This window comes from Dyella psychrodurans, assembly GCF_003363265.1.
GTDB lineage: Bacteria > Pseudomonadota > Gammaproteobacteria > Xanthomonadales > Rhodanobacteraceae > Dyella_B > Dyella_B psychrodurans.
In genome coordinates this window covers 74,325-99,801 of the sequence record NZ_QRBF01000002.1, presented here as the reverse complement: position 1 = coordinate 99,801, position 25,477 = coordinate 74,325, and the positions used below count along the sequence as shown (strand labels likewise).

The window sequence follows — 25,477 nt, the reverse complement described above, 5'->3', positions numbered from 1 at the left end:
AATGATATCGATATCTTGATATCGATATCATTCGCTTTTATGCTCGCCCCAGCCACAGGCCCCAAGGGCCGAAGAGAAGACCAAGCAGTCATGCCAAGGGGAGAATGCGTGCACAGCCACGATGCGCCAACGCCAGCCAAGGATTCGGCGCTCCATGGATCTTCGGACCCGTGGCGTCTGGTGTACTCCCGGCGTCCGACCGAAAACGACCGGGCGACGCTCGAGAGCCTGTTCGCGCTTGCCAACGGCGTCCTGGGTGTCCGCGGCGGACTCGAAGAGGGCGGCAGCCGCACGCAGGGCACCTTCCTGACCGGCGTCTGGGAACGCACTCCCATTGAATATCACGAGCGATTCCCGGGTTTTGCGCGCAGCACCGATACGCGTCTCCCCGTTGCCGATGGCACGCGCATCGGCCTGCGCCTGGGCGAAACCCTGGTCGATCTCGACGAGGGCGAATGGCTGGCCTTCGAGCAGGCTTTGGACCTGCGGAACGGTTATCTGCAACGAACGCTGCACTGGCGCTCCCCCACGGGCGTCACCCTGCAGATCGACGCGGAGCGGATCGTACCCCTGCACACCCCGAACCTCGTGTGCATCCGCTTTCGCGTCACCTCTATCGACTACAGCGGTCCGATCACGCTCGAATCCGCGTTAGTCGCCAACGCCACCGCCGCCGAGCAAGGCGACGATCCGCGCATCGGCGCGCGTGTCGCGGGTGGCCTGAGCATCACCGCGTCCGATTCGGACCAAGTGCTGGCTACGATCTGCCAGCGCACCCAGCACAGCCACATCCGCCTGGCGAGCGGCCAGCGCCATCACCTGCCGCAACCGGGACTGACGTTTGCGCGCGCCATCATCGAAGACGGCCAGGGCGTGCAGCAGCACTATGCCGGAGCATTGCGTCCCGGGCAGAGCGTTGCGCTGGAAAAATATGTTGCGTACGCGTGGAGCATGCCCGAGGGCGGCGACGCGGAAGCAGCACTTCTGAATACGGTCGCCACGTCGCTCGAAGATGCCTTGAATCACCGCTTCGACGCACATCGCGCGCAACAGGCCAGCGCATGCGCGAGCTTCTGGCGCGAAGCCGATCTGGCGATCGATGGCGACCCGTCGGTCGAACAGGCACTGCGCTTCAATCTGTTCCACCTGCTTCAGTCCACCAGTCGCGACGGCAGCGGCAGCGCGGCGGCAAAGGGCCTCACGGGCGAGGGTTACGAAGGCCATTATTTCTGGGACGCGGAGGCGTTCATCCTGCCCGTGCTTGCGCTGGCATCGCCGCAGCAGGCGCATGGCATGCTCCAGTACCGCGTACGGACACTCGATCGCGCCAGGGCGCACGCACGCGAAATGAACCATCCGGTCGGCGCGCTCTACGCATGGCGCACGATCAGCGGCGACGAATGCTCGGCGTACTTTCCTTCCGGTTCGGCGCAATATCACATCAACGCGGCGATCGCGTTTGCGATACGGCTATACGTCGACGCCACCGGAGACACCGATTTTCTCGTGCACGGCGGCGCGGAGGTGCTGTTCGAAACGGCACGGCTCTGGCATCACGTCGGCTTCTTCAACCCGCGCCGCAACCACGCTTTCTGCATCTGCCAGGTGACGGGTCCCGACGAATACACCGCGCTGGTGGACAACAACTATTACACCAACCACATGGCGCAGCAGCATCTGCGCTATGCGGCGGCGGTCGCCGCGCAATTGGCGGACGAACGCCCACAGGATTACGCGCGCATCGCCGAAGCGATCGGCCTCACGGAAAAAGAAATCTCCGCGTGGCTTGCCGCCGCCGATGCCATGTATCTGCCGGTCGACCCCGAGCTAGGCATCTTCCCGCAGGACGACGACTTCCTCGACAAACCGCGCCTGCCGGTCGCTCACTCCGGCGAGCACGGTCATCGTCCGTTGCTGTTGAAGATGCATCCGCTGACGATTTACCGTCACCAGGTCTGCAAACAGGCCGACGTGCTGCAAGCCTTCGTGCTGGCCGGCAACGCGATCGACAAAGACAGCAAGCGGCGCAACTTCGATTACTACGAAGGCGTCACCGTGCACGATTCCACGCTGTCGGCATCGACCTTCAGCATCGTCGCCTCGGAAGTCGGCTATGCCGACAAGGCCTACGGTTATTTCCGCGACACGTTGCGCGTCGACCTGGACAACTTGCACGGCAATACCTCGCATGGCGTGCACATGGCGGCGATGGCCGGCAGTTGGCTCGCACTCATGTGGGGCTTTGGCGGCATGCGACCCATGAACGAACGCCCCGGCTTCGCTCCGGCGCTACCGGGCGCGTGGAAGAGCTACCGATTCGGATTGCGCTGGCGCCATGCGCACATCCGCGTGTCCGTCGATGCAGCCGGCGTGGAATACACGCTGACCGACGGCGCACAAACGGAAATCCTGCATCATGGTCAACCCGTGCTGTTGCGCAACGGTCAATCCGTCAAGCTGCCGTTGCAGGCGCACGCTTCCGGGCCACTCTCTCTCAAGGGCGTGATCTTCGATCTCGATGGCGTGATCGCCGATACAGCCGTCGTGCATCACGCGGCATGGAAAAAACTCGCGTCCGAAATAGGCATTCCTTTTGACGACACCGTGGGCGAACGACTCAAGGGCGTGGATCGGCGCGCATCGCTCGACATCCTGCTCGAACAGTCGCCCCGCGCATTCACCGAGCCCGAAAAAGAAGCCCTCGCGACCCGCAAGAACGACTACTACCGCCAACAGATCGAACGCTTCGGTCCGCAGAATCTGCTGCCTGGCGCCAAATCGGCGATCGAATCGGTCCGTCGCGCGGGACTGAAAACCGCGCTGGCCTCGGCCAGTCGCAACGCACCGCTTTTGCTGGAAAAACTCGGCATCGCCGATTTGTTCGACTACGTGGTCGACGCCAACCACATCAGTCGCGCAAAACCCGATCCGGAGATTTTCCTGGCCGCCGCGCGCGGCCTCGGCCTGGCACCGGGCGAATGCCTGGGCGTGGAGGACGCCGCAGCGGGTATTGCCAGCATTCATTCCGCGGGAATGACAGCAGTGGGGATAGGCCAGCACCAAGCATTGGCCGAAGCGGATCTGCTTTTGCCGAACGTCGCCGCGTTCGACATCAGTTTGTTTACGGGACAAAGCGGCTAACAGAGAGACGTGGCTTACGCCACGCATTCACAAACAAAACCGTTGGGGAGAACGATTGATGAACAGCAAGCCACTCACACGATTGACGCTGTCGGCGGCGATTGCTGCGACGCTTATGTCCGGCGTTGCCTATGCGCAGCAAACACCTCAGACCCAGCCGAGCCCGGCACCCGCCACGACGACACCGCAGCAAAGCCCCGGCGCCCAGCAACAGGCCAACGCCAAGAAGGCCACGACGCTGGAACAGGTGGTCGTAACCGGCACGGCCACGTTTGGCGGTATCAAGAAGATCGACGCCAGCTATTCGATCACCTCGATGACCGCACAGCAGATCAAGGAGGCCAACCCCAAGAGTGCAGCGGATCTGCTCAAGGCCTCGCCCGGTATTTATCCGGAATCCTCCGGCGGCCAGACGGGTGCGAACATCGAAGTGGCGGGCTTCCCCGGCGGCGGCGACGCACCTTATGCCACTTACCAGTTGAACGGTATACCGCTCTATCCGATGTCCACGCTGTCGTTCATGGAAAACTCCTCCTTGTTCCGTCTGGACGACACCATCGATCGCGCTGAAATCGTGCAAGGCGGTCCGTCCGTGCTGTACGGCAACGGGCAGCCTGGCGTCACGGCGAACTTCCTCTTGCGCGAAGGCACGGACGTTCCTTCCGGTGACATCGGTTTCACGTACGGTTCGGAGGGGATGGAACGCCTGGATGGCTTCATCGGTTTCAAGGTCGCCGACAATTGGTACGGCAGCATCGGTGGCTGGTGGCGTCGCTCCGACGGTGTACGCGACCCGCAGTTTCCCGCCGATAACGGTGGTTCGCTGACCGCAACGCTGACACGCGACTGGGATAGCGGCTCGCTGATGTTCTACGCGCGTACGCTGAAGGATCACAATCAGTTCGTCACCGACACGCCCATTCTCAATCCTAGCCAGGGCAACTTCTCGAACTATCCTGGCTTCAGTCCGTTGACCGGCACGTTCGGAAGCAAAGCCGACCAGTACGAAACCATCCAGACCACACCCTGCTTCACCGCAGGCTGCACGCCCGGTGGCATTCCGGTGAACCTGGCCAAGGGTCGCGGCGCCGATATCCACATCCTGGGTGCAAACTTCGACTGGGACTTCGGCAACGGCTGGTCGATCTCCGACAAGCTTGGCTTTACGGGCGGTGAGATGAACACCGTTTCGTTTTTCAGCACAGGCAACAACCCCACCACGCTGGCTGGGTACATCGCCGGTGAGGAAACCGCCGATAAGCTCCCTGCCGGCCTGACCGCCACGGCCACGTACACCAATAATGGCGCGGCGGCCGACATGAACCAGAACGTCACCACCCAGGGCTTGTGGTACGTGCACAAGGTTATCCAGGCGATCAGCAACGAATTCCACGTCAGCAAGGAATTGTTCGACGGCAACACGTTGACCTTCGGCAACTACACCGCCGTCTACAACGACCACGACACCTGGTACCTGGGCAACAACATGCTGCTGCAGGCCCAGAACAATCCCAACCCGATCGCGGTGACACTGACCAACGGCACCAATACATGGGATCTGAGCAGCCCACAAGGCTTCGTGAGCGGCGCTTCGACGGCTGTTCGCGAACGCTGGAACGGATTCAACACCGCGTTCTTCCTGACCGATACGTGGAAGTACAACGACTGGACGTTCGACGGCGGCATGCGCGTAGAGCGCCAAAAAGCCGACGGCGCTATCGGCAATACCACGACGGGTGACCTGGATGCGAATCCGTATACGCTGTACAACAACGGGGCACAGTACTTTGCGCCGGGACAGAGCTACATCAATTATCTGAAAACGGCGAAGTCGTGGACGCTGGGTGCGAACTACGAGTTCAATCCGAACATGAGCGCCTATATCCGCGTGAACCAGGGCATCCACTTCCCCGGCTTCGACGATCTGCGCGGCTTGCCCAGCACGCCGGTGCAGAAGATCAAGAACTATGAAATCGGCTTCAAGTACCAGTCCGACTGGATCTACGCCGACCTCAGCGCGTATCGCCGCTTGTTCTACAACGTTCCGTACACCATCACGACCGACACCGGCCAGCAGACCTTCGTGTACGGCTCGCAGTCGAGGGGTGTCAACTTCACGACGACGGTCAAACCGATCGAACACACCTCGGTGACGTTCTCCGGCGACTACATGGACGGTCACTACTACCGTTACATCGGTTGCGTGACATACACCGCTCAGAACGGAACCACGCAGTGCGCGAGCATCAACGGCATGGAGTTGCAGCGTCAGCCGAAGTTCCAGTTCCGCCTGACGCCCGCCTACGAACTGCCCACGAGCTGGGGCAGCATCAAGGCATGGATCACGTACGAGTACGTGGGCAATCGCTACGGCGACCTGATCCAGCAGCAGCCGCTGGGCAATTTCTACGACCTGAGTTTCGGCGTGCTGGCGAACGTCGGTCAGCACTGGTCCTACAGCGTCCAGGGCACCAACTTGACCAACCAGATCGGCATCACCGAAGGCAACGCCCGCTTGTTCGGCTTCGCCAGTTCCAATGGCGTGATTCTGGCTCGCTCCATCGAAGGTCGCGAGGTGAACGGGCAGATCAAGTACAGCTTCTAAGCCGTTAGTCGCCCTCCCCTCCCTAGGGCACCCATGGCCGGGTGCGAAACACCCGGCCATGGACTTTCAGCTCGACGGACGTTGTAGAGTGGCCTTCGCCATGCGTGACGGTGATCGAATATCGGTCGGCATCCGCCGTGCAAGGCTCATCGGCTCCATGCGGCGTTGACGTTTCGCGTTTTCGCCCACGCACCTATCCAAGCAGGTCGCCATGAATCGATTCCGCATGACCGCTGCGTTGGCCCTGATCTACATGGTCTTCGCGATTCTGCTCAACAGCGTCGGCACGGTCATCCTGCAGTCGATATATACCTTCGGCGTCGACAAGCCACAGGCGAGTTTGCTGGAATTGTTCAAGGACCTGCCGATTGCGCTGACGTCCTTTCTGGTTGCTTCGTTTCTTCCCCTGCTGGGCTTTCGGCGCGCGATGATGATCGCACTGGGCATTGTCGCCTTCGCGTGCGCGCTGATGCCGTTGTATCCGGGTTTTCACACCACGGAACTGTTGTTCACCTGCGTGGGCGTCTCGTTCGCGCTGACCAAGGTATCGGTCTATTCGTCCATCGGCCTGCTCACCAACGACCGGGCCGAACACGGTCGTCTCACCAACACCATCGAAGGCTTGTTCATGGTGGGCGTGCTGATCGCCGGCTGGCTGTTCAGCGCGTTCGTCGATCGTCAGTCGCCTGCGAATCCATCCTGGCTCAACGTGTACTGGGTTCTTGTTGTCGTCTGCGTGCTGGTGATCGCGCTGCTTGCCACGTCGAACCTCGACGAATCCGCGGCACGCACGGAAGAAACCAAGTCGATGCACGGATCGCTGCTCGAGATGTTGCACTTGTTTCTGCGTCCGCTGGTCTACGTGTTCCTGGCTTCCGCTTTCCTCTATGTGCTGATCGAACAAAGCTTCAGCACCTGGCTGCCCACCTTCAACAACGAGATCCTCAAGCTGCCCAACGCCATGAGCATCCAGCTGGCGACGATCCTGGCCGCGGCATCGGCCATCGGCCGGATCGTGGCGGGGCAGCTGCTTCGCCGTCTGCCCTGGTATGCGCTGCTGAATCTTTGCGTTGTCGGCATGGGCCTGCTGGTCATGCTGACCCTGCCGCTTGCGCACGGCGTGACGGCGCGTGCGAACGTCGGCTGGTTCAATGCGCCGGTCGCTGCCTACCTGATCCCGCTGATTGGCCTGTTGATGGCGCCGATCTATCCGGTAATCAACTCGGTCGCGCTGAGCTCTCTGCCGAAACCTTCGCATGCCGCCATGACGGGCCTGATCGTCATTTTTTCGGCGCTGGGTGGAACGCTCGGCTCACGCATCACCGCCATCGTCTTCTCGCGCTTCGACGGGATTCACGCGTTCTATTTTTCGCTGGTCCCCATGTCGCTGATTCTGATCACCCTGTTCTTCTTCAAGCGCGAGACCGACCGCGCGGGAACGAAAACGGCGAGCATCACAAGCCTTATCGCCAAATAGCGTTGCGTGAACCGGAGAGTGCAACGCGTGTCATTGCTGGAGCTTCCATGACTTTTCGCAACATCGGCTTTGCCGCACTGTTTCTTTTCGCCGCCAGCTCTGCGCCGCTGGCGCACGCCGCGACGGACCCGAGCTTTACGCTCACGGCATCTTCCAAGGATTTCGGCACCTACTTTCCCAGCTATCTGGCGAACGGCTATTTCTCCACGATGACCTCGCCGCGCGGCACCGAGCCTTCCCGCGCCTACATGGTCGCGTTCATGGATTACAGCAAGGAGGACGTTTCACGTCCCGCCGCCATTCCCGGCTGGAGCGAGATCGACTACAACCCGGGCGGCGGCTGGATCAATTCCACGCGACTGGACAGCAAGATCTTCGCGGATTACTCGCAGACGCTGGACATGCACGACGGTACGCTGACCACGCGCTATCGCTTCGACTACGCGAACAAATCGACGGACGTGCAAGTCGTCACCTTCGTCAGCCAGGCCGACGCTCATCTCGCTGCCACACAAATCTCGATCACGCCGCACTTCGACGGGAGCGTCGAACTCACCTTCCCGATTCGACTGTGGTCCGAATATCAGCCGCGCCTCCCGATCGGCAGCATGACCGGCGATCAGATGATCGCCGCGGTCATTGCCAGCGGACAAAATCTGGACAACAAACCGGCACCGACGCCCGACCGCGCCGCCGTCTGGTATCCCGGCTACACGCAGGTGCTCTCAAGCGATGGCGACACCAGGACGTTGACACTATGGCTCGATGGCCGCGCCAAGGAAGGTCTCAGCATGGCGGAAGCCGCAGCCATCGCATTGCCGTCGGCGCTGACCGTTGAAAACGTGCAACTGGAAAAGACCAGCCATCTGCTCTCGCTGCACATCACGGCCAAGGTGACGAAAGGCACCACCTACACATTCACCAAATACCTTGCCGCATCTCGCCAGGACTGGGGTGGCACAGCCAAAGACGATGTGGCGCTCGCCAAGCAGGCGCGACAGACCGGCTTTTCGGCCTTGCTCGCCCGGCATCAGGCCGCATGGCACGAACTTTGGAAGTCGGACATCGTGGTGGATGGCGATCCGCAGGTGCAGAAAGCCATTCACTCCGATCTTTACTACCTGCTTTCCAACAGCACCGTGGGCACGGCATGGCCGATGGGCGCCTGTGCGCTCACGCCCAACTACGCCGGCCACGCGTTCTGGGACAGCGACTCTTGGGTATTCCCTGCATTGCTTCTGCTCCACCCCGAACGCGCCAAGCCGATCGTGATGTTCCGCAACCGCACCATGCAGCCTGCGCGCGAACGCGCCATCCAGTACGGCGCCAAAGGCACGATGTATCCGTGGGAAGCCGATCCGCAGACTGGCGTCGACAACACGCCACACTTTGCGTACGGCGTGTACCGCGAAATTCACGTCAACGCCGACATCGCCATCGCGCAGTGGCAGTACTACCTTGCCAGTGGCGACGATGCGTGGCTGAAGCAATACGGCTGGCCGGTGATCCGCGAGGTCGCGCAGTTCTGGGCCAGTCGCGTCACCTACGATCGGGCCAAGGACCGCTACGAGATCCTGCACGTCACCTCGCCCGACGAGGCCTACGACGACGTTCCCAACGACTCGTTCACCAATGCCGCTGCACGCAAAGCGTTGCAAATCGCTATCGAAGCGGCAAAGAAAGTCGGCGAACCGGCGGACCCGACATGGGGCGACATCGTGGCCAAGATGTACGTACCGTTCCTCGACCAGGAACAGCGCCACCTCGATTTCGATGCGTCCGTGCCGCACGACAAGATCACTTGGATGGGATCTTCGCTGGCATGGCTGATGTATCCGAATCTCGACTTGCCGATGTCGGAGGCAGTGCGCCGCAACGACTTCGACTTCCAACTGCACGAACTAAAGGTCCACGGCGACGATCCGAACGAAATGATGATGGTGATGCTCGCCGTCGGCGCTTCGGAGCTGGGCGATGCAAAAGCCGCCGGCGACTGGATTCAGCGCAATCTGGTGGGCTTCCTAAAGCCACCGTTCAACGTGCGCACGGAAACCGTGGCCAATAATGCCGGCTACATCCTCGCCACATCCGCGGGCTTCCTGCAGAGCATGCTGTACGGATTGACAGGCTTGCGCATCGACGACAAGGGTCTAGATCAGGCGTATGCACCGACGCTGCCTCCCACGTGGACATCGCTGACGCTGAAACGCGTCAGTTTCCAGGGCAAGCAGTACGACATCACCGTCCAACGCGGCGCCGATGGAAAGGCAACATTGGTTCGCAAGACGCTGTAGCGCGAAAACGCTGCATCACGCGGCCGACTACCGCCCACCACCATCGCCGACCGCCATGAATGGGGAACAGACATGAAAAACATCCAGCACACTGCCTGCATGAACGCCTCTCCATTTGCTTCGACGCACCGCACCGGATGGCGCCTTGCCACCTTGTTGTTGTCGGCAACCCTTGCGTCAACCGCCATGGCGGCAAAGCCCGATCCCGCCAAGACACGCGCCTATATCGACAAGGCCTGGACCACGTTGACGCGCTCCATGGACGATTGCGCATCGCTGGCGGACCCCAAGCTGCTGACGCGCCCCGTGCTTTATGTCCCGTCGCAATTCCCCATGTCGGCCGAGCTTGGCCAGATAGGCAAGCGCTGCAATGTCGACGTGCGCGCGTTACCGAAAGCCATCGACCAGCTTGGCGATATCGACGCAACCACGCTTCCGGTGCAAGGCCTGCTTTATCTACCTCATCCGTATGTCGTGCCCGGCGGCTTCTTCAACGAAATGTACGGCTGGGACAGTTATTTCATCATGCTCGGCCTGGTCGCCGATCATCGCATCGATCTTGCGCGCGACATGGTCGACAACGCGCTGTTTGAAGTGCAGTACTACGGCGGTGTGCTGAACGCGAACCGCACTTATTACCTCAGCCGCTCGCAGCCCCCCTTCCTCTCCGCCATGATGGTGGCGCTGCTCGACGATCCCGCCAGTTTCCATAACACCGAAGAGAAGCGTGCGTGGCTGGAGAAAGCGTATCCGCTCGCAGTGCGCAACTATGAGATATGGACGCGCTCCGAACACCGGGCGGGCGACACCGGATTGGCTCGCTACTACGATCTGGGCAGCGGTCCGGTGCTTGAGGCGCAGGACAGCGAGTTCTATCGCGGTGTGATCAAGTGGCTGATCGCGCATCCATCCGAAAATCCCGGCTATCTGCTGAAGGCATCCGAGCACCCGGACGATGCCGAGGCCGCTCGCCTGAAGACGGAGAGTTGCGATGTGCGCGCATCGAAAGTGTGCGCCGGCAACTGGGTGGATGGTTACCGGCTGACGGCCGACTACTACCACGGCGATCGCGCGATGCGCGAATCGGGCTTCGATACCAACTTCCACTTCGGCCCGTTCGGCGGCTCCACGCACCACTACGCAGCGGTGGGCCTGAACAGCCTGCTGTATCGCTACGAACTGGATCTGCACGATTTCGCCGTGCAACTGGGCAAGACAGCAGATGCCGAACGCTGGAGCCAGGCCGCCGCCGCGCGCAAAGCCGCGATGAACAAATACCTGTGGCGGCCCGAATCCGGCATGTATCGCGATTACGACTTCGTTGCGGGCAAACCTTCCGATGCGCCGTATCTCACAACGTTCTACCTATTGTGGGCAGGCGCGGCATCGAAGGAACAGGCGGCATCGGTTCGCGGCAAGCTTCCCCTCTTCGAATTGCCGGGCGGCCTGGCGATGGACAATCTGCCGAGCGGCGTGCAGTGGAACAGTCCCTTCGGCTGGGCGCCGACCAACTGGCTCGCGGTGTCCGGGCTGGATGCCTACGGCTTTCACGACGATGCGCAACGCATCGCAAAGAAATTCGATGCGACGATCGATCGCAGCTTTGCCGCCGACGGCACCATCCGCGAGAAGTACAACATGAAGCTGGGCAACGCCGATGTGAAGGTGACTGCCGGCTACTCGCAAAACGTCATCGGTTTCGGTTGGACCAATGCGGTGTACTTGAAGATGCAGGGAGTGCTTGACGGCGCAGCCGAAAAATCTTCCGCCGCCGGCAAAGCGACTGGAACCACGCCATAACCTGCCATCCCCTCACCGTCATTGACCCGCTTCGCTGTTGTGAAGCGGGTCAATGACGAGTAGAGGGAGCGCGGCGTTTCGCTGTCACCGAATCAAGGAAAAGGCATCATGCATGCATTACGCCTGTCGCTTGTTGCATCGTCCATCCTGCTATGTGCCGGCCTGATCGGCACAACGCTCCGCGCGCAAGAGGCATCGCCAACGCTATTTCACGCCGATGGCAGCGTCACGTCGCCTACAGGCACCATTCCGTATTCAAGCCTGGCCTCGCCCGAAGCACGCGCCTTCTTCCCGAAAATGCTGGCCGCAGGGAGCAAGGCTCCGCCGATCACCGCCCCCATCGAGCAGAGCCGCGCGTTCTACGACCGCATGAACAGCGACCGTGCCGCGCGCATGGAAAAGCTCTACCCGGTAAAAATCCGCAGCGAAACGATAGCCGGCGTCGGCACGGACGTCGTGATGCCAGCGCAAGGCGTGTCGCCAGAGAATCGCGACCGTGTGCTGATCAACTTGCACGGCGGCGGTTTCCTGTGGGGAGCACACAGCGGCGGCCTGGTGGAATCCATTCCGATTGCCAGCATCGGCCGCATCAAGGTGATCAGCGTGGATTACCGGCAGGGGCCCGAGCATACGTTCCCGGCCGCCAGCGATGACGTCGAAGCGGTCTATCGCGCGCTGCTCAAGCAATACAAAGCTGCCGACATCGGCATCTACGGCTGCTCGGCCGGTGGCATCCTCACGGGCGAGGTGGTCGCACGCCTCGTCACCGACAAACTCCCGACGCCCGGCGCCATCGGAATGTTCTGCGGTTCGCTCGTCGATGTGAAAGGCGACTCGGCCTACTTCTCCCCCGCGCTGAATGGCCAGGGTGTGCCCACGCACCCGACGGGCCTGGCAGACCTGCCCTACTTTCATGGCGCCAACCCGGATGATCCGCTGGTGCAGCCGGGGCTGTCGCCCGCCCTGCTGGCCAAATTCCCGCCCACCCTGCTGATCACCGGCACGCGCGACATGACCATGAGCTCGGTGATCTACAGCCAGCAACTGCTCGACAAGGCCGGAGCCGAGACGGAACTGCATGTCTGGGAGGGCATGTGGCACTCCTTCTTCTCCGACCCGGAGCTGCCGGAATCGAAAGATGCCTATCGCGTCATCGTCCACTTTTTCCTACATCACCTGGGTCGTTGACGCGACGCACACACTTCATGCTTTGCCACTTGCGAGTGCCGCGAGTATCCTGAACGACAACCCACCCTCGCCTCTGAATCATGAGCCAACAGACCGTACTGGTCATCGACGACGAACGCGATATCCGCGAACTGTTAACCATCACGCTTGGCCGCATGGACCTGAAGGTCGATGCGGTAGGCACTGTGGCGGAAGCCCGCCACGCACTGGCCGAGCGCCACTACGACCTGTGCTTCACCGACATGCGCCTGCCCGACGGCAGCGGCCAGGAAGTCATCGAGCTGATTGCCGCCGACTACGACCAGACGCCCGTGGCCATGATCACGGCCTACGGCAACGTTGACGCGGCCGTCACGGCATTGAAGGCAGGCGCTTTCGACTTCGTCTCCAAGCCGGTCGATATCCAGATGTTGCGCCGGCTGGTTCGCACCGCGCTGAAACTTGCCGAAGAGAAGCGCACGGGTGCGACCGCTGGCGGTCCGGCAACGGGCTTCAGTGATCGCCTCATCGGCGATTCCGCCACGATGCAGCAGGTGCGCAGCACCATCGGCAAACTGGCCCGCAACCAGGCGCCGGTCTACATCGCCGGCGAATCGGGCGTGGGCAAGGAGCTGGTCGCTCGACTGATCCACGAACAAGGGCCGCGCGCGACCGGCCCATTCGTGCCGGTGAACTGCGGCGCCATCCCTTCCGAACTGATGGAAAGCGAATTCTTCGGCCATCGCAGAGGCAGCTTCACCGGCGCGGTCGCCGACAAGGAAGGCCTGTTCCAGGCCGCCCACGGCGGTACGTTGTTCCTGGACGAAGTGGCCGAGCTGCCGCTGCACATGCAAGTAAAGCTTCTGCGTGCGATCCAGGAAAAAGCCGTGCGGCCGATCGGCGCGCGTGAAGAAATCGCCGTGGACGTGCGTATCCTTTCGGCGACGCACAAGAACCTGGCGGCGCTGGTCGACCAGGGACAGTTCCGCCAGGACCTGTTCTATCGCATCAACGTCATCGAGCTGCGCGTGCCGCCACTGCGCGAGCGCCGTGGCGACGTGCCGCTGCTCGCCGACTTCGTGCTCAAGCAGTTGGCTAACAAGAGCGGCGGGACGCCGGTGCGCCTGCTGCCTGAAGCACGCCAGGCGCTGGAGGATTACGACTTTCCGGGCAACGTGCGCGAGCTGGAAAACATTCTCGAGCGCGCCGTCGCCATGTGCGATGGTGATCGCGTCGATGCCAGCGACCTGATGCTCCCGCAACGTACACCGCGTCAAGCCGCGGAGCCTTCCGTAGCCATGCATGGGCACTCCGCGGTGTCCGGCGCGGCACACGGCACCATCCCCGCTTCGCCACCCGCGCATGCACCCGCCAGCGACGTGGGGTTGGACGACTACATCAGCAATCTCGAACGCACGGCGATCATGAAAGCGCTGGAAGAGTCGCGCTACAACAAGACCGCCGCGGCGCGAAAGCTGGGAATCACGTTCCGCGCCCTGCGCTACAAGCTCAAAAAGCTCGGGATCGACTGACCGCCGCTAAAAGGCGTCGCGGTGGCGGTGCTGTTTCGCTGCGTCGGCACGCAGCGATTCCCGCACGGCTTGCAGCAGTGCACGTGTGCTCACGGGCTTGTCCAGGCGACGCAATTGTCCGGGTATGGGCAGCAGTCCGGCATGGGGCGGATCATCCGCCCGGCAAAGCATGAGCACGCCGTTGTGATAGCCGTATTCGCTCAGCGCCGCCAGCGTGCGTTCGCTGGAGAAAAGGCTCATGTCGCCGTCCATCACCACCAGGTCGGGCAGACCGCAGGCTTCGATCCACTGCAGGGCCGCGGTGCCGCTCTGGCTGGCGTGCACTTCATAGCCCCAGGTATCGAGCGTATCCGTCAGCAGCGTGAGCTGGCCCGCCTCCTCCACCACCAGCAAAACGTGCTCGGCATTGCCATGCAGGCCGGCATCGACCTCGCCCCGTTCCGATGCGTCGACCACAGGGCGCGTCAGCGGGATATAGATATCGAAGCAGCTCCCTTCGCCAAGGATGCTATCCAGGCGCATCACGCCGCCGTGACTGGCCACGATACGCCGGCATGACAACAGCCCCAGTCCCGTACCGCCTTCCTTGGTAGTGAAAAACGGCTCGAACAGTCGCTTGCGCACTTCTTCGGACATGCCCTGTCCGGTGTCGGTGACCGACAATCGGGCGAAGTCGCCGGGCAGCGCTTCTTCGCCGTCCTCGAAAAAGCCGCCATCCAGATGAACACGACTTGTCACGACACGCAGCACGCCACCCTGGGGCATGGCCTGGATGGCGTTGAGGCAAAGATTGAGCAGGCATTGCTGCAATTCGGTGTGGTTGCCTTCGAACGCGAGTTCGGCATCGGCCACTTCGATATCCAGATGTACGGAGCGCGGCACGCTCCCTTGCAACAGCAGGGCAAGCGCGTCGACCAAGGCCCGCGCCCGCACCTGTTCGGCACGCCGCGCACCCCGCGCGAACGAGAGCATGGACTGCACCATCTCGATGCCGCGCCGCCCGCAGTCGCGCACCAGGGCACCCAGTCGTGCCAGACGCGGATCGTCCTGGTAATCCAGCAGGCTGTCTCCTGCCAGGAGCAGCGGCTGCAGCAGGTTGCGCAGGTCGTGGCTGAGACCGCCGGCAAGCATCGCAAGGCTTTCGAACCGCTGGACGCGGATCAGTTCGGCCTCGGCATAGGCGCGTGCGCGCTGCTCTTCGGCCTCGCGCAACGCGCGGCGCACGGCGCTCGCCAGGCGCGCCGGATTCTGCTTGAGGATGTAATCGGTGGCGCCTTCGCGCAACGCTTCAACGGCCGCTTCTTCGCCGAGCGTGGCCGATACGTAGATGAAGGGGATGCCCGCGCCATGATCCTGCAACAGCTCGAGCGCACGCTGGCCGGAAAAGCCGGGCATGCTCAGATCCGACAACACGATGTCCGGCCTGAACCGTTCCAGCGCCTGCAGGTAGGCCGGCTCGTCGTCGACCAGACGGACGTCGTAGTCGATGCCATCGGCCTGCAGCTCAGTGAGGATCAGCTCGGCGTCAAGCGGACTGTCCTCGACCTGCAGAATCCGTATGCGAGACAGCGAACGTTGATGGTTGGACTTGTCCGGCATCCTGCGGGCCTTCTTCGGTCACCCTAGCCATCATATTTCAACGCGCCGTGCCCGGTAGAACCCTACCTATTCCGAGTCCGGCGCCTGGTTGAGCACCCCCCAGAACTGGCCCAGCGTACGCACCGCCTGGAAAAACTGCTCGACATCGACCGGCTTGATGACATAGGCGTTCACGCCCAGATCCCAGCTGTGCACGAGATCGCTTTCCTCGCGCGAGGAGGACAGGATTACCACCGGCGTGCGTCGGAACCGATCGTCCGCGCGCATCTGGGTGAGGACTTCCAGGCCGTTCATGCGCGGCATCTTGATGTCGAGCAACACCACCGCCGGATCGTCTCCCTGGCGGTGAGCGAATGCGCCGCGCGCATACAGCCAATCCATGCAATCGACACCATCCTCGACATGAACGACCGGATTGGCGAGGTTGGCGTCGCGCAACGCATCCACCGTCATCTCGGCATCCACCGGGCTGTCTTCGACCAGCAAAATCGTGCGCAATGGACCGTGCCTCATGGTGATAACCATCCGTCAGCCGTCGGTGGATCGATCCCCGACAAGGTGAAGTGGAACTTCGCGCCCTGCCCGGGCTCACCTTCCGCCCGAACCTGGCCGCCATGACGCATGACGATGCGCCGGACGTTGGCAAGGCCGATTCCGTTGCCCGGAAATTCGCTGGCCTTGTGCAGGCGTTGGAATACACCAAAAAGCTTGTCAACGTAGCGCATATCGAAACCCGCGCCGTTGTCGGCCACGGTGAATTCGTAGTCGCCGGCACCATCCCGCTGGACCGACACATCGATCTGCGCCACATCGCGCTGGCCGGTGTACTTGACCGCGTTGCCGATCAGGTTCTGCCACACCGTGCGCAACATGCTTTCGTCGCCCACCACGACCGGCAGCGACTCGATGTTCCACTCGATACGGCGCCCATGCGCCTCTGCTTCGGCCAACAGGCGCGCCTCCTCGACCAGCGCCTGCATGTCGACCGCCTGTAGGCGCAACGCACCTCGCCCGAGGCGCGAAAAGACCAGGAGATCTTCAATCAGCTGCGCCATGCGCCGGGAGGCATCGCGAATCACGCCCAGGTAATGGCGCGTGGTCTCGTCGACGCCGTCTCCCAGGTGATGCTCAAGCTTTTGCGCGAAGGCCGTGATGTGCCGCAGCGGCGCGCGCAGATCGTGGGATACGGAATAGCTGAAGGCCTCCAGCTCGCGGTTGACGTCGGAAATCTGCGTCACTTTGCTTTCGAGCTGGTGATTGAGTTCCTTGATCTGCTGCTCGACCAGTGCGCGCGCGGTTACGTCGCTCACGGTCAGCAGCAAGGCCGGACTTTCGCTGTCTTGCTGCTGCAGGCGACGCGCATTGATCACGACATGCCGCTCGACGCCGTCAATGGTGCGCTGGGTGAGTTCGAAATCCCAGAGTTCGCGGTCGCGCGACAGCACGTCGCGCAGGCGCTGTTGCAGCACTTCGTCGGCCCACGCGCCCTGCCCGATATCGTCGAGGTGTTCCGTACGGCTGTCTTCGGCCACGCCGTACAGCTCGCTGAAAGCCGCGTTCACCAGCAGCGTGCACAGGTTGTTGTCGAGCAGCGCAATGGGTTCGCGCACGGCCTGAAGAATCATCTGCGAACGCTGCACGGCTTGCCGCTCGCGGATTTCCGCCTGCAGCCGCCTGCCGATCTGACGCTCGGACACCACCACTACGATGGTCAGCATCAGCAACTGGGCCGCAGCGGTCAGCGCCAGCACCAGGCGATTGTTGACGGACTGCTGCTGGGCATCCAGGTGACGCTTCTGCAGTGTCTGTTCCGCATTGCCGACGATCTTGTCGACGAGACCGTCGATCTCGTACAGCTCGCCGGCGTCGCGCAGCGCCTGCTCGGCACCGGCGCGGTCGTCCTGCCGATAGCGCTGCAGCGCCTGCTGCACCAACGCCAGACGGCCTTCCTCCACCTCGCTCAGACGCTCGACGAGGTGTTCCTGCTCCGGGGAATCGACGGCCAGGCGGCGCAATTCGTCCAACAGCGGCGGCACGGTTTTTCCCGTGGCCTGGGCAACCGTCTCGGATTGCTTGTAGGGATCGCCGGCCACGAGATGCTGCACGGCCGATTCGCCGTCGTGCGTCTGGTCGGCGATGCGATAAACGAGGGTCTGCACCTGCGCCGCACGGGTGACCAGTTCGCCTGCGGCAAGGGATTGCTGCGAGCCACCACGCGTAATCATGTACGGCAGGGCGACAATCACAAGTACGGCAAACAACAGCCCGCCGGTGCGCCAACGTAACGCTGCTACTTGTCGCACCCCCGCGCGGATCATTGATGGCCCCTGACCGACATGCGCATCCGGCATGATGCATGCATTCTGAGCATGTTCGCCCAAACTGACCAGCCCGTCGATGCCGGTGCGGCATCAACGGGCCGTAGAGCCTGTCCTCATAGTCCGCGTGGCCCGCGCCGGGAGCTGTTTGCCCGCAAGCCAAGGAGGAGCGAGGGAGCGTATGTCGATACGTAACCGAGCGAGGACGCAGGATGACGGGCAAACAGACCCGGCCCTTCGGGTTGTGTCGGAGTGGCCGCCATGCGGCAGCGCGCGGCTTGACCAGACAGCCAGTCTGGCGCTGCGCCACGCGCTACCACCTGACGGCCATTCGGTGACAACGCGGGCTACGTGGACTATGAGGACAGGCTCTTCTATCGTGCCAAATTCAGCGCGAATACGGGCTCATCGACGTCGGACGCGCGGAAATCGCCTGCCCCCAGCTCTTGTTGGGGTCGGCCTGCATCGTGAAATGCAGCTCACCGCCGGCAAGGATGTCGGCATGCTTCAGATAGACGCGATCGAGCGGCTTGCCGTTGAGCGTGACCTCGCCCACGTACGGATGCGCCGCGTCCATCGGCGAGGCGGTGATGGTAAAGGTGTGCCCGTTGTTCAAGTGGATCGCGGCACGCGGCACGAAGGGCCGGCCGATCGCGTACTCGTCGCTGGCCGGCGTGACCGGATAAAAACCGAGCGCGGTGAAGATGTACCAGGCCGACATCTGGCCAAGATCGTCATTGCCGATCAGGCCGGCCGGACCCGGACCATATTCGTTGTCCATGATCTGCTTGAGCCGCTGCTGCGTTTTCCACGGCTCGCCGGCGTAGTCGTACAGATAGGCAATGTGATGGCTCGGTTCGTTACCGTGCGCATACCAGCCGATCAGCCCGGTGATGTCTTCCACATTCTTGAAGATGGACGGATCGACCTTGGCATCGAACATTTCATCGAGCTTGTGATCGAAGGCCTGGTCGCCGCCCATCGCGGTGATCAGGGCGGCCACGTCCTGCGGCACATACCACGAGTACTGCCAGGCGTTCGCTTCGGTGTAGTCATCGCCATAGCCCGCGCTGGTGGGATCGAAGGGCTCGCGGAACTGGCCGTTGCTCAGTTTGGCGCGCATGAAGCCGGTTTTCGGATCCCACACGTTGCGCCAGTTGGTGGCACGCTTGTCGAACGTCGCCGCGATGTCGTTCTTGCCCATCGCCTTGGCCATCTGCGCGATCGCCCAGTCGTCATAGGCATATTCCTGGGTCTTGGAGCCGCCCTCCACTTCCTTGTCGATCGGCACGTAGCCGAGCTTCATGTAATCGGCCAGATCGCCGTAATCGCCATAGGTGGCGGTCGACACCATCGCCTTCATCGCCTTGTCGGCATCGAAGCCGCGAATGCCCTTGACGTAGGCATCGGCAATGATCGCGACGGCGTGGTAGCCCGTCATGCACCAGGTTTCCAGGCCTTGATACGCCCACACCGGCAACATGCCGAACGGACTGGCCTGCTGCGACGCAATCAGCGAGCGCACGAAATCCACGGTGCGATCAGGATGAAGCAGGATCAACAACGGCTGTTGCGCGCGATAGACATCCCACATCGACCAGCTGGAATAGAAATCGAAGCCGTCCGCGTGATGCACCTGATGATCCGGACCGCGGAATTCGCCGTTGACGTCCATGCTCAGGTTCGGCGCGATCATCGCGTGATAGAGCGCGGTGTAGAACTGCGTGCGCAAGGTCTGCGATCCATCGACATCGATGGGGGCCAGCGCCTTGTTCCATGCCACGGTGGCATCCGCGCGACGGGCATCGAAATCCCAGCCCTTGCCGTCCTGATCGAGATTGGCGATGGCATTGGCTTCGCTGACCGAGGACACCGCGACCTTTACAAGTAGCGGCTGCCTCAGATCGCCGAAATCGAAGACGCCGACCAGCGCGCGGCCGTTCTGCGCGTTCTGGTCCTGCGGCTGATTGCCGGGGCCCTTGAAGCCCTTGTAGACGAGATCGGTTTCGCGGTTGTAGAGCTCGCGCGAGGTCATCGGCTGGTTGAAGCGCATGGCAAAGCACAGCTCGCGGCCGGGAGCCCAACCGCGCGTCGTGCGGCAGCCGGTGACCGTGCCATCGGCCCGGACCTGCAGGTTCGACCACAGGACCTTGCCGGCGTAGTCGTAGATGCTGGGACGCAGATCCAGCAGCAGATGGGCCGGCTTCCCGACGGGGAAGGTGTAGCGATGCCAGCCCACGCGGCGGCTGGCCGTCAGTTCGGCGCGCACGTCGTAGTCGCTCAGGGTGACGGCGTAGTAGCCGGGGTGTTCCACCTCGGTCGCATGATCGAAACGCGAGCGATAGCCGCTGCCTGGCACCTTTTCGTCGTCCGGATCGAGCTTAACGTCCCCGGCGATCGGCATGACCAGGACATCCCCCAGGTCCGAATGGCCGGACCCGGAAAAATGGGTATGCGAGAAGCCCATGATGGTGGGATCGCCATACTGGTAGCCTGCCGCCCATTTATAGGCATGCTTGAAGTCCGGCATGGCCGTATCCGGCGAGAGCTGGATCATGCCGAAGGGCACCGTCGCACCCGGAAAGAGATGACCATCTCCCCCGGTACCTATGCGAGGATCAACCTCTGCCGCATGCTGCTCGGCGGCGTGGGAGGGGGTGACGAGCAACCCGCCGAGCGATGCCGCCATAAGTACGGAAAAACAGGAACAAATCGGGCGAAAGATCATGGGGAGGGGCCGATAGATGGTTTTGGATCGTTCTAAACGCGGCACGCTAGCATTGCCGGGTATTCTTGGCATGTTGCAGTGCGTGATCGTAAAAATGCCAATTCAGGTAAATTTGGATCGTTCCAAACGCAAGGATCAGGCATAAATGGGGAACATACCGCCGGTCGGCCGAAAGGTCACCCTTAGCGACATTGCCGCGGGTTGCGACGTCTCCCGCGCGACTGTCTCATTGGTCCTGCGGGGCAGCCCGCTGGTCAACAAGCACACGCGCGCCCGCGTGGAAGAAGAATTGCGCCGGCAGGGCTACGTCTACAACCGTGCCGCGGCGAATCTGCGCCGTCGCACCTCCTCGAGCATCGCCCTGGTGCTCAACGACCTGGCCAACCCGTTCTTTGCGGAGTTCGCGGCCGGTGTCGATGAAATCCTGGGCAACACGGGCTTCGTCACCCTGCTGGGCAGCACCGGCGAATCGACCGAGCGCGAACTGGCCGTGCTGGGTTCGCTGATGGAGCACGGCCCCGCCGGCATCATTCTTTCGCCGGCGGAAGGCAGCGACGCGGAACAAATCCTCGGCGCCGTCGGCACGCAGACGCCGCTGTTGTTATTCAACCGCGAAGTGAGCGGCGATATCTCCGCCTGCGATCACTGGGACCGCCTTTTCCTGGACAACCAGCGCGGTGCGCGCATGGCCACCGAACATCTGATCGCGCAAGGTCATCGCCGCATCGCGTTCTACGGCGGGCATCTGGGCTCCAGTTCCTGCAAGCAGCGTCGCGCCGGTTATATGGAAGCGATGCGCGCGGCAGGCCTGCCCGTGGAACCGCAATGGATGGTGGAGTGCATTCCCAATCGCCTGGATGCGGTGGCGCAATGCGATCAGCTTTTTACCGGCGCAACGGCACCCACGGCAGCGGTCTGCTACAACGATGCGGTGGCCTTGGGTCTGATGCTCGGCTTGCATCAGCGCGGGCTGCAGCCGGGGCGCGATTTTGCACTCACCGGCTTCGACGACATCGCCGAGGCTGCCGTCAGCGCGCCACCGCTGACCACCTTGGCCGTTACGCCACGCGATCGCGGTCGCCAGGCGGCCGAGTTGATCCTGCAGCGTGTGAAGGAACCTTCCGCCTCGCCTCGCCAGACCATCGTTCCCGTGCAATTGCTGGTACGCGACAGCAGCTGCCCGCCACACGCCGCCTGAGTCTTACGGAAAACCACATGGCATTTACCGCACCGCCGCCTACGCCGTCTTCCGCATCGTCATTGTCGGGCGAGCGCTACACGTATTACCCGATGGCATTGACCGTGATTACCACGGTCTTCTTCATGTGGGGTTTCCTGACGTGCCTCAACGACATTCTGATTCCGCATCTCAAGGCGGTATTCGAACTCAACTACGCGCGGGCGATGCTGGTGCAGTCCACGTTCTTCGGTACGTACTTCCTGATGTCGCTGCCGGCGGGACGGCTGGTGGCGCATCTGGGCTACAAAAAAAGCATCGTCGCCGGGCTGATCATTGCCGGCATCGGTGCAATCGGCTTCTGGCCAGCGGCAGGAATGCGCCTTTACCCGGCTTTTCTTGGCGCCTTGTTCGTACTGGCTACCGGTATCACGGTGTTGCAGGTCGCCGCCAATCCCTATGTCGCACTGCTGGGACCTGAAAAAACCAGCTCGAGTCGACTCACGCTGGCACAAGCACTGAATTCCCTCGGCACAACAATCGCGCCAAGGTTCGGAAGCCTGCTGATTCTGTCCACTCAAGTAAAAGGCGCGAGCGATATCGCGCAGATGTCCGCGCGGCAGCAAACGCTCTACCGCCTGCAAGAAGCACAATCGGTACAACTGCCGTATATCGGCTTGGCCGTGGTACTGATCCTTCTCGCCATCTTTGTCTGGTTGTTTCATCTGCCCTCACTGGACGAAAGCACCGAGAAGGCCGACAAGAGCCATCACACCTTGCTCGACGCACTGCGCTATCCGCACGTGCTATTCGGTGTGCTGGGCATCTTTTTCTACGTGGGCGCAGAAGTGTCGATCGGCAGTTTCATGGTCAACTATCTGTCGCAGCCGAACATCGGCCATATAAGCGAACAAGAAGCCGCCAACTATGTATCGCTGTACTGGGGCGGTGCGATGGTCGGCCGTTTCTTGGGTTCCTGGCTACTCGCCGCTTTATCGCCGCGTAAATTGCTGGCGATCTTTTCTCTGGTGAATATCGCGCTGCTACTGACCACCATGACCACCAGCGGCGCGCTCGCGATGTACAGCATCGTCGCAATCGGCCTGTTCAACTCGATCATGTTCCCGACCATTTTCTCGCTCGGTATCGAGCGCATGGGGCCGCTTACCGGCAAGGCGTCCAGCTTGCTCATCATGGCCATTGTGGGTGGCGGCGTGATGCCCTACCTGCAAGGTTTCCTGGCCGACAACATCGGCGTGCAACATGCGTTCCTGCTGCCTTTGCTGTGCTACGCCTACATCGTCTTCTACGGTTTGCGCGGCTCGCATATCCGCACTGCTCCAGTCGATGCGCAGCACGGATGACGTATCCGTGACGGTCGTGCAATCCATCCGCCGCCCATGCAAGCGGCATTACGAAGTTCCGGGGTTTAATTGATGAAACGTTCCGTCCTCTGCTTCGGCGAGGCTTTGATCGACATGCATGGCGAAGGCAACGACGGCCATGGCTTTGCGAAACATTTCCTTCCTTTTGCCGGCGGGGCGCCGGCCAACGCAGCGGTCGCGGTGGCGCGGCTTGGCGGGCATGCGCGCTTTGCAGGCATGCTGGGCGAGGACCGTTTCGGCGATTTCCTGCTGCACAGCTTGAAACATGCGGGCGTCGACACCGCCGATGTGGTCCGCACCGGCGAGGCCAACACGGCACTCGCGTTTGTGACGCTGGACGGGCACGGCGAACGCAGTTTCAGCTTTTATCGCCCTCCGTCCGCCGATCTGCTGTTTCGCGCGGAACATTTCCGTCCCGATGCTTTCGACAGCACGTCCGCGTTCCATGTGTGCTCCAACAGCCTGACCGACCCGAATCTTGCCGCGGCCACGATGGAAGGCATGCACCGTGCACGGCGCGCCGGCACGCTGGTCAGCTTCGACCTGAATCTGCGCCCCGCACTTTGGCCGCGCGACAGCGAACCACGACACTACGCATGGCCGGCGCTGCATCTTGCCGATGTGGTGAAACTCAGCGCGGAAGAATTCGACTGGCTTGCAACCGACGGCGCACAGGCCGTGCTCGATCGTCTCTGGAACGGTTGCACGCGCCTGCTGGTGGTCACTGACGGCGCAAAGCCGCTGCGCTGGTATCACCCGGATGCGGAAGGCGAACTGCCCTGCTTCAGCGTCCCCATGGTCGACAGCACCGGCGCGGGCGATGCGTTCGTCGGCGGCCTGCTGTTCCAGTTGGCCGCCCAGGACATCACACCCGCCAACCTCGATGCATGGGTGGGTGCACTACCTCGCCTGCACGCCACGCTGCGCTATGCCAGTGCCTGTGGTGCCTTGGCGGTATCGCGGCACGGCTCGTTCGCGGCCATGCCGAGCGCCAGCGAGGTAGAACGCTTTATGGAGACACACGCATGACCCAACCTGCCTCACCCGATTTCCGTTCCGAAGCCTTCCTGCGCGACCACATTGCGAAAACGATGGCGTTCTATCACCCCCGCGCCATCGACCCGAACGGCGGCTTTTTTCATTATTTCCGCGACGACGGCACCGTCTACGACGCCAGCCATCGGCATCTGGTGAGCAGCACGCGTTTCGTTTTCAACTACGCGATGGCATCGATCGAGTTCGGCAAGCCCGAATACATCGACGCGGCTCGACACGGCCTGCGTTACCTGCGCGATGTGCACCGCGATGCGACGACGGGCGGCTATGCGTGGACGATCCGCGACGGCAAACCCGAAGACCGCACCAATCACGCCTACGGCGTCGCGTTCGTGCTGCTCGCCTATTCCACCGCGCTGAAGGCAGGTATTCGCGAAGCCGCCGCATGGATGGACGAAACCTGGCAGCTGCTCGAACAGCGCTACTGGGATGCCGATGCCAAGCTTTACCGCGACGAAGCCGACGCGAACTGGCACTTCAGCACCTATCGCGGCCAGAACGCGAACATGCACATGTGCGAAGCGATGCTGGCGGCCTATCAGGCCAGCGACGAACCGCGTTACCTGGAGCGAGCACTCACGCTCGCGGACACGATGACCCGCCGCCAGGCCGCGCTCGCCGATGGCCTGGTGTGGGAGCACTACCACGTCGACTGGTCGGTCGACTGGGATTATCACCGCGACGATCCCAAGCACCTGTTCCGTCCCTGGGGCTTCCAGCCCGGGCACCAGACGGAGTGGGCCAAGCTGCTGATGATTCTCGAACCGCTGCTGCTCGAACGCGGTCGCGAGGAATCGTGGATCGTGCCTACCGCACGCCACTTGTTCGATACCGCACTTGCACGCTCGTGGGACAACCAGTACGGCGGCATGTGCTACGGCTTTGCGCCGGATGGTTCAATCTGCGACGACGACAAGTATTTCTGGGTGCAGGCCGAATCGCTGGCCGCAGCGGCGCTGCTGCACGCGAACACGGGCGACGCCAGCTACGACCAATGGTATGCAAAGCTGTGGACCTATGCATGGGAGCATCTGGTCGATCATCGCCATGGTGCGTGGTTCCGCATCCTGACGCGCGACAATCGCTCGTATAGCGACGAGAAAAGTCCGGCGGGCAAGACCGATTACCACACCATGGGTGCGTGCTACGAAGTGCTGGCGCTGATACGCGCCGGTGGCGTGCCCTGATACGTCCCGAC

15 protein-coding genes are annotated in these 25,477 nt (G+C 62.1%); 11 read left to right on the top strand and 4 right to left on the bottom strand.

The features are described 5' to 3' along the window. Positions 1 to 108 precede the first annotated feature (108 nt). The 7 genes from pgmB (at position 109) to DWU99_RS06740 (ending at position 14,016) form a co-directional block, all read left to right on the top strand. A complete protein-coding gene (gene pgmB, locus DWU99_RS06770; protein WP_233510938.1) occupies positions 109 to 3,141 on the top strand; it encodes a beta-phosphoglucomutase in 3,033 nt (1,010 codons plus the stop codon). A 58-nt stretch (positions 3,142 to 3,199) separates the two neighbouring features. Further along, the gene (locus tag DWU99_RS06765; RefSeq protein ID WP_115477277.1) at positions 3,200 to 5,746 is read left to right on the top strand and encodes a TonB-dependent receptor; all 2,547 of its coding nucleotides are present in this window, start codon (positions 3,200 to 3,202) and stop codon (positions 5,744 to 5,746) included. 211 nt (positions 5,747 to 5,957) lie between these two features. Continuing rightward, positions 5,958 to 7,223 carry an MFS transporter gene (locus tag DWU99_RS06760; protein WP_233510937.1) on the top strand — a complete coding sequence of 422 codons (1,266 nt, stop codon included), beginning with the start codon at positions 5,958 to 5,960 and terminating at the stop codon, positions 7,221 to 7,223. 47 nt (positions 7,224 to 7,270) lie between these two features. Continuing rightward, complete coding sequence (locus DWU99_RS06755; RefSeq protein WP_115477276.1) at positions 7,271 to 9,517, top strand: glycosyl hydrolase family 95 catalytic domain-containing protein; 2,247 nt, start codon at positions 7,271 to 7,273, stop codon at positions 9,515 to 9,517. A 186-nt stretch (positions 9,518 to 9,703) separates the two neighbouring features. Next, positions 9,704 to 11,317: a trehalase family glycosidase gene (locus DWU99_RS06750; RefSeq protein ID WP_233510999.1), complete on the top strand. Its 1,614-nt coding sequence runs from the start codon at positions 9,704 to 9,706 to the stop codon at positions 11,315 to 11,317. Between the two features lie 108 nt (positions 11,318 to 11,425). Beyond that, on the top strand, positions 11,426 to 12,505 hold the full coding sequence (locus DWU99_RS06745) for an alpha/beta hydrolase (RefSeq protein ID WP_115477274.1): 1,080 nt from the start codon (positions 11,426 to 11,428) through the stop codon (positions 12,503 to 12,505). Positions 12,506 to 12,585: 80 nt separating this feature from the next. Then, positions 12,586 to 14,016 (top strand): sigma-54-dependent transcriptional regulator, encoded by a 1,431-nt coding sequence (locus DWU99_RS06740; RefSeq protein WP_115477273.1) that lies wholly within the window; start codon positions 12,586 to 12,588, stop codon positions 14,014 to 14,016. A 6-nt stretch (positions 14,017 to 14,022) separates the two neighbouring features. Here the strand turns inward: DWU99_RS06740 and DWU99_RS06735 are convergent, their stop codons facing one another. The 4 genes from DWU99_RS06735 to DWU99_RS06720 all read right to left on the bottom strand — a co-directional run bounded on the left by DWU99_RS06735 (position 14,023) and on the right by DWU99_RS06720 (position 20,622). Further along, positions 14,023 to 15,615, bottom strand: coding sequence for a hybrid sensor histidine kinase/response regulator (locus tag DWU99_RS06735; RefSeq protein WP_199535724.1), 1,593 nt, complete (start codon positions 15,613 to 15,615; stop codon positions 14,023 to 14,025). Positions 15,616 to 15,681: 66 nt separating this feature from the next. Continuing rightward, a complete protein-coding gene (locus DWU99_RS06730) occupies positions 15,682 to 16,128 on the bottom strand; it encodes a response regulator (RefSeq protein ID WP_115477272.1) in 447 nt (148 codons plus the stop codon). Further along, complete coding sequence (locus tag DWU99_RS06725) at positions 16,125 to 17,933, bottom strand: sensor histidine kinase (RefSeq protein WP_115477271.1); 1,809 nt, start codon at positions 17,931 to 17,933, stop codon at positions 16,125 to 16,127. Before DWU99_RS06725 ends, DWU99_RS06730 begins: the two co-directional genes overlap by 4 nt. A 388-nt stretch (positions 17,934 to 18,321) precedes the next feature. Further along, positions 18,322 to 20,622, bottom strand: a complete 2,301-nt coding sequence (locus tag DWU99_RS06720; protein WP_115477270.1) for a GH92 family glycosyl hydrolase — start codon at positions 20,620 to 20,622, stop codon at positions 18,322 to 18,324. Positions 20,623 to 20,806: 184 nt separating this feature from the next. Between DWU99_RS06720 and DWU99_RS06715 the strand changes: the two genes are divergently transcribed. The 4 genes from DWU99_RS06715 to DWU99_RS06700 all read left to right on the top strand — a co-directional run bounded on the left by DWU99_RS06715 (position 20,807) and on the right by DWU99_RS06700 (position 25,466). Continuing rightward, positions 20,807 to 21,859, top strand: a complete 1,053-nt coding sequence (locus DWU99_RS06715) for a LacI family DNA-binding transcriptional regulator (RefSeq protein WP_115477269.1) — start codon at positions 20,807 to 20,809, stop codon at positions 21,857 to 21,859. Between the two features lie 92 nt (positions 21,860 to 21,951). Next, positions 21,952 to 23,202 (top strand): L-fucose:H+ symporter permease, encoded by a 1,251-nt coding sequence (fucP, locus tag DWU99_RS06710; protein ID WP_233510997.1) that lies wholly within the window; start codon positions 21,952 to 21,954, stop codon positions 23,200 to 23,202. A gap of 72 nt (positions 23,203 to 23,274) precedes the next feature. Then, positions 23,275 to 24,252 (top strand): carbohydrate kinase family protein, encoded by a 978-nt coding sequence (locus tag DWU99_RS06705; protein ID WP_115477267.1) that lies wholly within the window; start codon positions 23,275 to 23,277, stop codon positions 24,250 to 24,252. Continuing rightward, on the top strand, positions 24,249 to 25,466 hold the full coding sequence (locus DWU99_RS06700) for an AGE family epimerase/isomerase (RefSeq protein ID WP_115477266.1): 1,218 nt from the start codon (positions 24,249 to 24,251) through the stop codon (positions 25,464 to 25,466). The genes DWU99_RS06705 and DWU99_RS06700 overlap by 4 nt, the downstream gene beginning before the upstream one ends. Positions 25,467 to 25,477 lie beyond the last annotated feature (11 nt).

Coding starts and splice junctions, on each gene's coding strand:
- DWU99_RS06765 (WP_115477277.1), top strand. CDS start 3,200: ATGAACAGCAAGCCACTCACACGATTGACGCTGTCGGCGGCGATTGCT.
- DWU99_RS06760 (WP_233510937.1), top strand. CDS start 5,958: ATGAATCGATTCCGCATGACCGCTGCGTTGGCCCTGATCTACATGGTC.
- DWU99_RS06755 (WP_115477276.1), top strand. CDS start 7,271: ATGACTTTTCGCAACATCGGCTTTGCCGCACTGTTTCTTTTCGCCGCC.
- DWU99_RS06750 (WP_233510999.1), top strand. CDS start 9,704: ATGGCGGCAAAGCCCGATCCCGCCAAGACACGCGCCTATATCGACAAG.
- DWU99_RS06745 (WP_115477274.1), top strand. CDS start 11,426: ATGCATGCATTACGCCTGTCGCTTGTTGCATCGTCCATCCTGCTATGT.
- DWU99_RS06740 (WP_115477273.1), top strand. CDS start 12,586: ATGAGCCAACAGACCGTACTGGTCATCGACGACGAACGCGATATCCGC.
- DWU99_RS06735 (WP_199535724.1), bottom strand. CDS start 15,615: ATGCCGGACAAGTCCAACCATCAACGTTCGCTGTCTCGCATACGGATT.
- DWU99_RS06730 (WP_115477272.1), bottom strand. CDS start 16,128: ATGAGGCACGGTCCATTGCGCACGATTTTGCTGGTCGAAGACAGCCCG.
- DWU99_RS06725 (WP_115477271.1), bottom strand. CDS start 17,933: ATGATCCGCGCGGGGGTGCGACAAGTAGCAGCGTTACGTTGGCGCACC.
- DWU99_RS06720 (WP_115477270.1), bottom strand. CDS start 20,622: ATGGCGGCATCGCTCGGCGGGTTGCTCGTCACCCCCTCCCACGCCGCC.
- DWU99_RS06715 (WP_115477269.1), top strand. CDS start 20,807: ATGGGGAACATACCGCCGGTCGGCCGAAAGGTCACCCTTAGCGACATT.
- fucP (WP_233510997.1), top strand. CDS start 21,952: ATGGCATTGACCGTGATTACCACGGTCTTCTTCATGTGGGGTTTCCTG.
- DWU99_RS06705 (WP_115477267.1), top strand. CDS start 23,275: ATGAAACGTTCCGTCCTCTGCTTCGGCGAGGCTTTGATCGACATGCAT.
- DWU99_RS06700 (WP_115477266.1), top strand. CDS start 24,249: ATGACCCAACCTGCCTCACCCGATTTCCGTTCCGAAGCCTTCCTGCGC.